The organism is Tatumella sp. JGM130, assembly GCF_018257525.1.
GTDB lineage: Bacteria > Pseudomonadota > Gammaproteobacteria > Enterobacterales > Enterobacteriaceae > Tatumella > Tatumella punctata.
Window position 1 is genome coordinate 29,919 of the sequence record NZ_JAERJS010000015.1, and the last position, 12,634, is coordinate 42,552.

Sequence of the window (12,634 nt, forward strand, 5' to 3'; positions counted from 1 at the left end):
CCCGGTCCATTTATGCGCCATCCGGTGCAGCACCGCCAAAACGACGTTCCCGTAAAGAGAAAGCATCCAGTGCACCCTGAAAAACATGTTCATCGAAATCGGGCCAGAGAACATCGCTGAAATAAAACTCTGCATAGGCAACCTGCCATAACAGAAAATTACTGATTCGATGCTCTCCCCCTGTCCTTATCACTAAATCAACCGGTGACAGCATGCACAGGCACAGCTGTTCTTCCAGCATTTGTTCCGAGATATCATCAGGCTGCAGGCTGCCAGCCTGTACCTGATGTGCAAGTCTGCGCACCCCGTCAATGATATCCCAGCGTCCGCCATAGTTCGCGGCAATATTCAGTGTCAGCCCGCTGTTCTCCGCCGTCAGCGATTCGGCCTGACGGATACGTTGCTGAATTCGCGGACTGAAGCGCGTAACATCGCCAATAACTTTCAGACGAACATTATGCTTATGTAAACTTTTGACTTCACTGTCCAGCGCCCAGATGAAAAGCTCCATCAATGCAGAGACTTCCTGCTCAGGACGATTCCAGTTTTCACTGCTAAACGCATACAGTGTCAGCGCTTCCATTTCCTGCGAAACCGCAAATCTGACAGCACGTCTGACCGCTTTTGCGCCGGCACGGTGCCCCGATATACGTAACTTTCCCTGGTTTTTCGCCCAGCGTCCATTACCATCCATAATGATAGCAACATGCCTCGGCAGAGCCCTGTATGTGTCAGGGAGGTGTTCTTGGTATAGGGACGACATAATGCGTATTAAATTCCTTTCATCAGAGAGCCAGATATCTCTGAATACTTTCTGCTCGCAAACGCTTTTCCACCGTTAATCCCGGAAAAAAGCCCCCCGCGTATATCTGAAATACCAGCACGGGACTATACCATTTCCGCCTGATTCGGACAAATGGACGCTAATCAAACCTGTTATGTCAGTTTAGCCAGTACTTCTGCGGTACGAAGACGTGTCTGCTGGTCAATATCCATTACCGCCTCCACACTCTCTGGTTCCTGTAATACTGCGCTGTCCAGCATCTGCTGGTTAATTGCCGCAATATCGGTAAACCGGATACGGTGGTTAAGAAAGGCATCAACAACCATTTCATTTGCTGCATTCAGTACGGTAGTCGCTGCCTGGCCGGCAGCACAGGCATCTATTGCCAGCTTCAGACAAGGATAACGATGATAATCAGGTTCAGTAAACGTTAATGCTCCCACCCGGGTGAAGTCCAGAGGCTTCACCCCTGCCGGGATCCTCTCCGGCCACGCCATCGAATGGGCAATCGGGGTACACATATCAGGTGATCCTAACTGGGCTATCACACTGCCATCACAGTAACGCACCATCGAATGGATCACCGACTGCGGGTGGATTACCACTTCCATCTGTGCATCCGTGGCATTGAATAGCCAGCGAGCTTCTATGTATTCAAGACCTTTATTCATCATAGTGGCAGAGTCTACAGAGATCTTTTTACCCATCGTCCAGTTGGGATGGGCACAAGCCTGCGCAGGCGTCATCAGGGGCAGTTCCGTCAGCGGAATCTCACGGAAAGGTCCGCCTGAACCGGTCAGAATAACCGAGTCAACGCCACTATCACCGAGCTGAGCATACCCTAACTGCTGCTGTATCGCCGCAGGTAAACTCTGAAAAATGGCATTATGTTCGCTATCTACCGGCATCAGACAGGCGCCGGAATGATGTACCGCGTCCATAAACAATCGCCCACAGGTCACCAGCGCTTCTTTGTTGGCCAGCAGTACCCTTTTCCCTGCGCGGATTGCAGCCAGGGTAGGCAACAATCCGGAAGCACCCACAATAGCAGCCATGACCTGGTCGACTTCCGGTAATGCCGCTAATTCACACATCGCCTGAACGCCGGAGAGCACTTCAGTATTCACCTTCAATGCTTTCAGTCGCTCACGCAAATCATTCGCCGCAGCCTCATCAGCCATCGCCGCATACGCAGGACGGAATTCACAGCACTGGTCAGTCATCAGCTGTGTATTTTTACCTGCCACTAACGCAGTTATCTGATATTTATCAGGATTTTCACGAACTACCGCAAGAGTGCTGGTACCAATCGATCCGGTAGAACCCAGCAATGTCAGACGCTTCATCAATATTTCCACTCATCATCAATCGGCAGATGACCCGCCTGCAGGCCGTGGTTATCTGCAATGTAAAACGCCGCGGCAGACAGCCATCAATATGACTTTCTGCGCGGCGTTTTCGGTCTGGCAACGCGGGATTAAAACTCCATTAACTCCGCTTCTTTCTCTGCCAGGTTTGCATCAACTTTTTTGATCGCGAGATCAGTCATTTTCTGGATATCATCCTGAGCACGACGCTCGTCATCTTCACTGATTTCTTTATCTTTCAGCAAAGCTTTAACTTTATCATTGCTGTCACGACGTACGTTACGCACAGAAACACGTCCCTGCTCTGCTTCACCACGGACAATTTTGATCAGGTCTTTACGGCGTTCTTCGGTCAGCGCTGGTAGCGGGACACGAATGTCTGAACCGGCAGAGCTCGGGTTCAGGCCCAGATCAGAAGACATGATCGCTTTTTCAATTGCCGGGCTTAACGAACGATCAAACACATTGATCTTCAGTGTACGGGAGTCTTCTACAGTCACACTCGCCAGCTGACGCAGGGGCGTTGGCGCACCGTAGTACTCGACAACAATGCCATCCAGCAGAGAAGGAGAGGCACGCCCGGTACGCACTTTAGAAATGCTATTTTTAAACGCTTCTACGCATTTTTCCATGCGTACTTCAGCATCTTTTTTAATATCGTTAATCACATTAAAACCCTTGGATTCGTTTGACCTGATGTTTCTGCCTCAGGTGTAAGCAGAACGGGGTCTGTCATCATCAGTTATTCTGCACAGCACCGATGATAAATAACCAGTGTTGTCCGGAATATACCTTATTTTAATTTATGCCGACAGGGGTTACTGCCCAATCAGGGTGCCTTCTTTTTCGCCCATAACCACCCTGCGTAATGCACCGGGCTTATTCATATTGAATACCCGGATAGGCAGATTATGGTCACGTGCTAAGGTAAATGCCGCCAGGTCCATCACCTTCAGTTCACGCTCAAGAACATCCTGATAGCTTAATTTATCATGCAGTTCAGCATCCGGGGTCGTCATAGGATCCGCGGAATAAACACCGTCGACTTTAGTGGCTTTCAGTACCACGTCGGCTTCAATTTCAATACCGCGCAGACAGGCAGCAGAATCCGTCGTAAAGAACGGATTTCCGGTTCCTGCAGCAAAAATCACTACCCGGTTATTTCTCAGCTGGCTGATAGCTTCTGCCCAGCTGTAGTTATCACACACACCATTCAACGGAATTGCCGACATCAGGCGGGCATTAACATAAGCACGGTGTAACGCATCACGCATTGCCAGGCCATTCATGACGGTCGCCAGCATCCCCATATGATCACCGACTACGCGGTTCATTCCCGCTTTTGCCAGTCCGGCGCCGCGGAACAGGTTGCCCCCGCCAATCACCACTCCGACCTGTATGCCTAATTCAACCAGCTCTTTAATTTCCTGAGCCATACGGTCAAGAATGCTGGCATCAATACCAAAACCTTCGGCGCCCTGCAGGGCCTCACCGCTCAGCTTCAGAAGGATACGTTGATATACCGGTTTTGCGTTGGTCGCCATGATCATTAATTCCTGGAACATGAGTGAATAAAGAAGAGTAAATCTGGTCTGTCATCCGCTCGTTTTTATCAAAAGACTGCAGGGATGAAACTGAAAACAGTCTGTGGCGATAACACCACAGACAAAAAAGAACCGCCCTTCTGGCGGTTCTTTCAGAGCATTAAGACTGCTTGGACATCGCTGCAACTTCAGCAGCAAAATCAGACTCAACTTTCTCGATACCTTCACCCACTTCGAAACGGATAAAGTTAACAACGTCAGCACCTTTTTCTTTCAGCAGCTGACCAACAGTTTTAGACGGATCCATAACAAAATGCTGACCGGTCAGTGAAACTTCACCGGTGAATTTGTTCATACGGCCGGAAACCATTTTTTCTGCGATTTCGCGTGGCTTACCAGACTGCATCGCGATATCCAGCTGGATCTGATGCTCACGGGCAACAACATCCGCAGGAACATCTTCAGGTTTCACGTACTCAGGCTTGCTGGCAGCAATGTGCATTGCAACGTGCTTAACCAGTTCTTCGTCAGCACCGGTCGCAGCAACCAGAACACCGATACGTGCACCGTGCAGGTAAGAACCGACAACATCACCTTCCAGACGTGCGATACGACGGATGTTGATGTTTTCACCGATTTTAGCTACCAGCGCAGTACGCTGTTCTTCGAATTTCGCTTTCAGAGCTTCGATATCAGTGATTTTGTCTGCAACCGCAGCAGCCAGAACTTCTTTACCAAATGCCAGGAAGCCTGCATCTTTAGCAACGAAGTCAGTTTCACAGTTCAGCTCGATGATTACACCAGCGTTACCTTCAACGCTAGTCAGGATCACACCTTCAGCAGCAACGCGACCAGATTTCTTCGCAGCTTTTGCCTGGCCAGACTTACGCATGTTGTCGATAGCCAGTTCGATATCGCCGTTAGCTTCAACCAGCGCTTTTTTACATTCCATCATGCCAGCGCCAGTACGCTCGCGCAGTTCTTTTACCAGAGCAGCGGTAATGTCAGCCATTCTTCAAGTCCTCGGTTAACTGTGGTCTGTTTGTACTACCCATGAATAATAACAAACAGCATCATTTCGCAGGAGATTTACTTCGTCCAGCGGAACAGATTCACGCTCAACGAATTTTAAATAATGAAAGGGGCCTGAAGCGGCCCCTTGCAGATCACATCTGACGTTAAGGGCTCTTATGCAGAGCGAACCTTATTAGACGTTTTCTAAAGTTGTTTCTTCAGCTTGCTCAACCAGGTCCTGAGAACGACCTTCACGAACAGCAGTAGCAACAGCAGTCAGGTACAGGTTTACAGCACGGATCGCATCATCGTTACCAGGGATAACGTAATCGACGCCATCCGGATCAGAGTTAGTATCAACGATAGCAAATACCGGGATACCCAGGTTGTTTGCTTCTTTGATTGCGATGTGCTCGTGGTCAGCATCGATAACGAACAGAGCATCCGGCAGGCCGCCCATGTCTTTGATACCGCCAAGGCTGTTTTCCAGCTTAGCCAGTTCACGACCACGCATCAGCGCTTCTTTCTTGGTCAGTTTCTCGAAAGTACCGTCCTGAGACTGTGCTTCCAGATCTTTCAGACGCTTGATTGACTGACGAACGGTTTTCCAGTTAGTCAGCATACCACCTAACCAGCGGTGGTTAACGAAGTACTGATCGCAGTTACGCGCAGACTCTTTAACCGCTTCGCTTGCAGCACGCTTAGTACCAACAAACAGAATTTTACCTTTACGGGCAGAAATTTTGGTCAACTCAGCCAGAGCGTCGTTGAACATTGGTACAGTCTGCTCAAGGTTAATGATGTGAACTTTGTTACGAGCGCCGAAGATGAAAGGTTTCATTTTCGGGTTCCAGTAACGGGTCTGGTGACCAAAGTGTACACCGGCCTTAAGCATATCGCGCATGGAAACAGTAGCCATGATTACCTCTAAAAATAGATATTGGGGTTGAGCCTCCATGTATCCCATACCACCGACCTGTGAAGGCACCCCGGAGTATGTGTCGATACATGTGTGTTTTGGTCAGTCTGCATCACCGGGATATAACGCCCTGAGATACCCTGCCTTTTCACATAATGAGAATTAAACGTTCCGGGCGGGCAGAAGCCTGACCACAGATTCGTCGGCGCGTTTTATACCACAAACCGCCGGTTGACGGCAATCATTGTTGCCGTTTCTGGTCAAATTATCTTCAGACTGAAAGACCTGAGACAGTGATTAACATTGGCAGCGGTTTTGCTGGCTGTTAACATACAGGGTAATAAACTCCCTCTTTTGCCGGCCGCGGGCTGGCTGCAATCGGACTATATTCCATGGCTATTTCAATTAAGACCCCTGAAGAAATCGAAAAAATGCGTGTTGCCGGCCGTCTGGCTGCTGAAGTTCTGGAAATGATTGCTGATCATGTTAAGCCGGGCATCTCGACCGGAGAGCTGGATCGTATTTGCGACGATTATATTACTCAGCACCAGAAAGCCATCTCAGCCTGCCTCGGCTATCATGGTTTTCCGAAATCAGTCTGTATCTCGATTAATGAAGTGGTATGTCACGGTATCCCCAGTGATGAGCGGCTGCTGAAAGACGGCGATATTGTCAATATCGACGTGACCGTCATCAAAGACGAGTATCATGGCGACACCTCAAAAATGTTTATTGTCGGAAATCCGACGATTCTCGGTGAGCGTCTGTGCCGCGTGACTCAGGAAAGCCTCTATCTGGCCCTCAAAATGGTAAAACCCGGCATCCGCTTACGTACCCTCGGCCGTGAAATTCAGAAATTTGTCGAAGCTCAGGATTTTTCTGTAGTACGTGAATACTGCGGTCATGGTATTGGTAAAGGGTTCCATGAAGAACCGCAGGTACTGCACTATGATGCTGATGATGGCGGTGTGGTCCTGCAACAGGGGATGACCTTCACCATCGAACCGATGGTGAATGCCGGTGATTTCCGCATCAGAAGTATGAAAGACGGCTGGACAGTGAAAACCAAAGATCGCAGCTTGTCTGCACAATATGAACATACTATTGTGGTTACTGAAAATGGCTGTGAGATTTTAACCCTCCGTAAGGAAGAAACGCTTCCTGCCATCCTGGTGAACGAAGGTTAAACCTGACAATGAGTTTCTGAAAGCCGGCGATTGCCGGCTTTTTCATCTGATGAGAAGCGACAATGCCTAGCCGCCTGCCAGACGTCCCAGAAGTAATTGATAAAAATATTATTAATTCCCCGCTTCACTGGTCTGATGACATGCTGAATCGGGACAGGCTTAAACCCCGGCTGGATAACTTTCAGCGCTGGCTGGGAGAGGCCTTTGATGCCGGACAACCGGTTCACCGCTTAATTGATGCCAGAACCCGGTTTATCGACAATCTTCTGTGCCGGCTGTGGCGTTTTTTTCATTTTGATGGTGTAAACCACCTGGCACTGGTTGCCGTCGGTGGCTACGGTCGTCAGGAATTGCACCCGTTATCAGATATTGATGTACTGATCCTCAGCCGGCAGAGTCTGGATGAACAAAATGCTCACCGTGCCAGTGAACTCCTGACACTGTTATGGGATTTAAAGCTGGAGGTGGGTCACAGCGTACGTACTCTCGAAGAGTGCCTGCTGGAAGGTTTATCGGATCTGACAGTGGCGACTAATCTTATCGAATCACGGATGCTGACCGGGGATGTCACCCTGTTTCTCGAACTGCAGAAAAATATTTTCAGTGACGGTTTCTGGCCCTCTGCTGAGTTTTTTGCAGCAAAAATCGAGGAGCAGAAAGAACGTCACAAACGCTATCACGGTACCAGTTACAATCTGGAGCCGGATATTAAAAGCAGTCCGGGCGGCCTGCGGGATATCCATATGCTGCAGTGGGTTGCCCGTCGCCATTTCGGCGCAACCTCATTGCCGGAAATGGCCGGTTTCGGCTTTCTGACCCGCGATGAACGGGATGAGCTCCATCAGTGCCAGAGTTTTTTATGGCGGATCCGTTTTGCCTTACACCTTACCCTGACCCGCTACGATAACCGGTTGCTGTTTGACAGACAGCTGTCCGTCGCACAACGGCTGAATTATCAGGGCGAAGGTAACGAGCCGGTAGAACGTATGATGAAAGATTTTTATCGCGTGACCCGTGATGTCGGCGAATTAAATGAAATGCTGTTACAGTTATTTGACGAGGCGATTCTGGCCCTGCCAGCCTCAGACAAACCACAGCCTCTGGATGATGACTTTCAGCTGCGCGGTACGCTGATCGATCTGCGGGATGAACAATTGTTTATCCGTCAGCCGGAATCAATTATCCGCATGTTTAATGTTATCGTCCGAAATAAGAATATTTCCGGCATATACTCTACTACCCTGCGGTTACTACGCTACGCGATACGTACTCTCGATTACTCCCTGTGCGAAATTCCCCGCGCGCGGGTATTATTTATGGATATTCTGCGTCACCCGGGGGCTGTCAGCCGTGCTCTGGTCCCGATGCACCACCACAGTGTACTGGCGGCCTACCTGCCCCAGTGGAACAAAATTGTCGGCCAGATGCAGTTCGACCTGTTCCACGCCTACACGGTTGATGAACACACCATTCGTGTCCTGCAAAAACTGGAGAGTTTCGGCAGTGAAGACTCGCGGGCACAGCATCCGCTGTGTGTGGATATCTGGCAACGCCTGATTCAGCCGGAAATATTGCTGATTGCCGCACTGTTCCACGATATCGCCAAAGGCCGCGGCGGCGATCACTCAATACTGGGGGCTGAAGACGTTATTGAATTCGCCCGGTTACATGCACTCTCCTCCCGCGATGCACAACTGATCGCCTGGCTGGTAAGACACCATCTGCTGATGTCGGTCACCGCACAACGCCGCGATATTCAGGATCCAAATGTTATCCAGCAATTCGCCGAAATTATGCAAAATGAACGGCAGTTGCGGCTGCTGATTTGTCTGACTGTCGCTGATATCAGTGCTACCAACGAAAGTTTGTGGAATAGCTGGAAGCAAAGCTTATTGCGCGAACTTTACTTCGCCACCGAAAAACAGCTGCGACGCGGTATGGACAGCAGCCCCGATCTGCGGGAAAGAGTGCGCCACAACCGGCTTCAGGCACTGGCGTTGCTGCGAATGGATAATATTGATGAGACAAAGCTACATAAAATCTGGAACCGCTGTCGGGCAGATTATTTCCTGCGTCATACAGCCAGCCAGTTGGCATGGCATGCCCGCCATCTGTTGCAGCATCCGCTCAGTAAGCCGCTGGTATTAATCAGCCCGCAGGCGTCGCGCGGCGGTACCGAGATTTTTATCTGGAGCCCTGACCGCCCATACCTGTTTGCCACGGTTGCAGGCGAACTGGACCGCCGCAACCTCAGTGTTCACGATGCACAGATATTCACTAACCGTGATGGTATGGCAATGGATACCTTCATTGTGCTTGAACCGGACGGCAGCCCGTTAGCCCCTGACCGGCACGAGGCGATTATCCACGGGCTGACACAAGCCTTATCACAACCGGAGTGGGTTCCGCCACGGCCCCGCCGACAGTCACCACGGCTGCGCCATTTTAACGTTGATACGGAAATACGTTTTCTGCCTGCCCACACCAATCAGCGTACCTATCTGGAAATGGTCGCCCTTGATCAGCCGGGATTATTAGCACGTATCGGTACCGTTTTTGCTGAATCAGGAATATCACTGCATGGCGCAAGGATCAGTACCATCGGCGAAAGGGTCGAAGACTTGTTTATTCTGGCGGACAGTGACCGCCGAGCCCTGAGCGATAAAAAACGTGATAGTTTACAACAACGGTTGACAGAGGCACTGAATCCAAACGATAAAGTGTAATCCGGCTGGAAATCAAAACAAGTTTCCGGGACTGCAAACTTACTTTGGGGGGCTGAGTCTCAGCTCCCCGGTTGTCAGTTTTTTACCAAACCATTGATGCAGGAAATAAACAATGCAACAGTTACAAAACATCATCGAAGCCGCATTCGAACGCCGTGCCGACATTACACCAGACAATGTTGATACTGAAACCCGCGAGGCAATTACTAAAGTCGTCCTGTTAATTGACCGTGGTGAACTGCGTGTTGCGGAAAAAATTAACGGTGAATGGATCACCCATCAATGGCTGAAGAAAGCAGTATTATTATCTTTCCGTATTCATGACAACCAGGTGATAGAAGGCTCTGAAACCCGTTTCTACGACAAAGTACCGATGAAGTTTGCTGACTATGATGAAGCCCGCTTTAAAAAAGAAGGCTTCCGCGTGGTTCCTCCGGCAGCAGTACGCCAGGGGGCTTTTATTGCCCGTAATACCGTTCTGATGCCTTCCTATGTCAACATTGGTGCTTATGTCGATGAAGGGACCATGGTCGATACCTGGGCTACTGTAGGTTCCTGTGCACAGATTGGTAAGAATGTACACCTGTCAGGCGGCGTAGGTATCGGTGGTGTACTTGAGCCACTACAGGCCAACCCGACCATCATTGAAGACAACTGTTTTATCGGTGCACGTTCTGAAATCGTAGAAGGTGTTATTGTTGAAGAAGGTTCTGTTATTTCGATGGGTGTCTATATCGGCCAGAGCACTAAGATTTATGATCGTGAAACGGGTGAAGTCCATTACGGCCGTGTCCCGGCGGGTTCAGTCGTGGTTTCCGGGAATCTGCCATCTAAAGACGGCAGCTACAGCCTGTACTGCGCCGTTATCGTTAAAAAAGTGGATGCGAAAACCCTGGGTAAAGTCGGTATCAATGAACTGCTGCGTTCAATCGACTAACTGATCCGCGGTTAACCGCCTGCGTTCCCTGTCCGGGTAACTGCCTGACATATACAGGGTAGCAGGCGGATTTATTCTGCTCTGGCTCTGGCTCCGGCCACCCCGCAACCTGCGGTGATGACTTTACGGCTCTGGTGTATCAACCGGTGAGCACTGATTGCATCACTCATTCTGAATGTTGTTCTCTGAAAAGGTGATTGTTCATGTACGATAACTTAAAAAGTTTAGGTATTACCCACCCTGAAGAAGTTGACCGTTACAGCCTGCGTCAGGAAGCCAATAACGATATTCTGAAGATCTATTTCCGTAAGGATAAAGGGGAGTTTTTCGCGAAAAGCGTGAAGTTTAAATACCCTCGCCAGCGTAAGACCGTGGTTTCTGATCAATCCGGGCAGGGTTTTAAAGAGATTCAGGAAATAAGCCCCAACCTCAGATACCTGATCGATGAACTGGATCAGCTGTGTCAGCAGGAACAAGCTGAAGTTGACCTGAAAGTTAAGATCCTTGATGACCTTCGTCACCTTGAACTGGTCGTTTCGAATAAGATTTCGGAAATTGAGGCAGATCTGGAAAAACTCACCCGCAAATAAGCGACGTTTTTACAGACAAAAAGCCGGTCAGTGCATGATACTGACCGGCTTTTTTACTGACGACGGTTACTGTGCCAGCAGGTACAGGTTACTGTCACCACGTTTAATGTTCAGGGCCAGTACTGAAGGTTTGCTGTCGAGCACTTTACGTAACTCACCCAGATTCGCTACATTCTGCTGGTTCACCCCGAGAATAACATCCCCTTTTTTCAGACCAATGGCATCGGCACGGCTGCCGGGCTTAATGCTGTCAACTTTAACACCTTTGTCACCTTTGACATCATAATTACTCAGCTCAGCCCCTTCGATACCGGTATAAATAGTCGCTGACTGCACTTTCGCCTGAGTACTTTGTTGCAGTTCCACGGTCACTGTCAGTGGTTTACCGTCACGTAATAAGCCAAGTTCCAGTTTTGTGCCCACCGGCAATGAACCGACATCAGCACGTAATGCGGCAAAGCTGCTCAGCTGCTTGTTATTCAGAGAGACAATCACATCACCGGCTTTAATACCTGCTTTCTCGGCCGAACTTTTTGGCAGAACCTGACTGACAAAAGCACCACGCTGGGCATTCACTTTCATCGCCTGGGCGAGCTCTGAGTTCAGCTCAGTACCCATGATCCCCAGTTCACCGCGTTTAACCTGACCATATTCAATCATCTGTGCGGTCAGATTTTTCACCATATTACTCGGGATAGCAAAACCAATACCGATATTGCCGCCATCCGGCGCCAGAATCGCCGTATTAATACCAATCAGTTCACCATTCAGATTCACCAGTGCACCACCGGAGTTACCACGGTTAATTGCGGCATCCGTCTGAATAAAGTTTTCATAGTTTTCAACATTCAGCCCGCTGCGGCCCAGTGCCGAAACAATACCGGAAGTTACCGTTTCCCCTAATCCATAAGGGTTACCGATCGCTACCGTATAGTCCCCCACCTGCAGGTTGTCAGAATCTGCAATTTTTATTGCCGTCAGATTCTTCGCATCTTTCAGCTGAATCAGCGCAATATCAGAACGGGGATCTTTACCTATCACTCTGGCATCGAAACGACGGCCATCACTGAGCTGGACCTGAATGGTTGAGGCATTTTCAACCACATGGTTATTGGTTACCACATAACCTTTTTCGGCATTAATCACTACCCCGGAACCTAAAGCACGGAACTTCTCCTGCTGGGTTCCGCTATTACCGCCACCACCAGGGGCCTGGCAAAGAGGTGAAGACTGGAACGGAGAACCGTCCTGACAGAAAGGCGACATATCACCAAAAAATTGCTGGAACTGCTGATTACCCCCGGCTGTTTTTACCGGTGCCGTTCCTTCCACACTGATACTGACGACTGAGGGCATCACTTTTTGTAACATAGGAGCCAGACTCGGTAATTGCTGACTTGATGAAGATGCAGATTCCGCCGCAGAAGCAGTCAAAGGCGCAAATGCCATTCCCAGGCTTAATGCGAGTGCACTCAATGCTAAAGTGGTTTTTTTCATGTGCTGGCTCTCTGTAATATTTTCTATTTGGACCGGTTGCTGTGTGCTGTGGTCAGTTGATGAGAGTTA

11 protein-coding genes are annotated in these 12,634 nt (G+C 49.5%); 4 read left to right on the plus strand and 7 right to left on the minus strand.

The window, feature by feature from the left end:
* Positions 1–10 precede the first annotated feature (10 nt).
* From ispU to rpsB, 6 genes are all read right to left on the minus strand, one after another.
* Positions 11–763, minus strand: coding sequence for a (2E,6E)-farnesyl-diphosphate-specific ditrans,polycis-undecaprenyl-diphosphate synthase (gene ispU, locus JK211_RS08930; RefSeq protein ID WP_212708331.1), 753 nt, complete (start codon positions 761–763; stop codon positions 11–13).
* A 173-nt stretch (positions 764–936) separates the two neighbouring features.
* Positions 937–2,130: a 1-deoxy-D-xylulose-5-phosphate reductoisomerase gene (gene ispC, locus JK211_RS08935; RefSeq protein WP_212708332.1), complete on the minus strand. Its 1,194-nt coding sequence runs from the start codon at positions 2,128–2,130 to the stop codon at positions 937–939.
* A 131-nt stretch (positions 2,131–2,261) separates the two neighbouring features.
* Entirely contained in the window at positions 2,262–2,819 is a 558-nt protein-coding gene (gene frr / locus JK211_RS08940; protein WP_212708333.1) for a ribosome recycling factor, read from the minus strand.
* Between the two features lie 150 nt (positions 2,820–2,969).
* Complete coding sequence (gene pyrH / locus JK211_RS08945; protein WP_212708334.1) at positions 2,970–3,695, minus strand: UMP kinase; 726 nt, start codon at positions 3,693–3,695, stop codon at positions 2,970–2,972.
* 160 nt (positions 3,696–3,855) lie between these two features.
* Positions 3,856–4,707 carry a translation elongation factor Ts gene (tsf, locus tag JK211_RS08950; RefSeq protein ID WP_212708335.1) on the minus strand — a complete coding sequence of 284 codons (852 nt, stop codon included), beginning with the start codon at positions 4,705–4,707 and terminating at the stop codon, positions 3,856–3,858.
* A 195-nt stretch (positions 4,708–4,902) separates the two neighbouring features.
* The gene (gene rpsB / locus JK211_RS08955; protein WP_212708336.1) at positions 4,903–5,628 is read right to left on the minus strand and encodes a 30S ribosomal protein S2; all 726 of its coding nucleotides are present in this window, start codon (positions 5,626–5,628) and stop codon (positions 4,903–4,905) included.
* A gap of 392 nt (positions 5,629–6,020) precedes the next feature.
* Between rpsB and map the strand changes: the two genes are divergently transcribed.
* The 4 genes from map to JK211_RS08975 all read left to right on the plus strand — a co-directional run bounded on the left by map (position 6,021) and on the right by JK211_RS08975 (position 11,068).
* Positions 6,021–6,815 carry a type I methionyl aminopeptidase gene (gene map / locus JK211_RS08960; protein WP_212708337.1) on the plus strand — a complete coding sequence of 265 codons (795 nt, stop codon included), beginning with the start codon at positions 6,021–6,023 and terminating at the stop codon, positions 6,813–6,815.
* Between the two features lie 62 nt (positions 6,816–6,877).
* Entirely contained in the window at positions 6,878–9,541 is a 2,664-nt protein-coding gene (gene glnD / locus JK211_RS08965) for a bifunctional uridylyltransferase/uridylyl-removing protein GlnD (RefSeq protein WP_212708338.1), read from the plus strand.
* 112 nt (positions 9,542–9,653) lie between these two features.
* Complete coding sequence (dapD, locus tag JK211_RS08970) at positions 9,654–10,478, plus strand: 2,3,4,5-tetrahydropyridine-2,6-dicarboxylate N-succinyltransferase (protein ID WP_212708339.1); 825 nt, start codon at positions 9,654–9,656, stop codon at positions 10,476–10,478.
* A 203-nt stretch (positions 10,479–10,681) separates the two neighbouring features.
* On the plus strand, positions 10,682–11,068 hold the full coding sequence (locus JK211_RS08975; protein ID WP_212708340.1) for a DUF3461 family protein: 387 nt from the start codon (positions 10,682–10,684) through the stop codon (positions 11,066–11,068).
* A 66-nt stretch (positions 11,069–11,134) separates the two neighbouring features.
* On the opposite strand, the gene degP is transcribed toward JK211_RS08975, so the two are convergent.
* Entirely contained in the window at positions 11,135–12,565 is a 1,431-nt protein-coding gene (gene degP / locus JK211_RS08980) for a serine endoprotease DegP (RefSeq protein WP_212708341.1), read from the minus strand.
* Between the last annotated feature and the right edge of the window lie 69 nt (positions 12,566–12,634).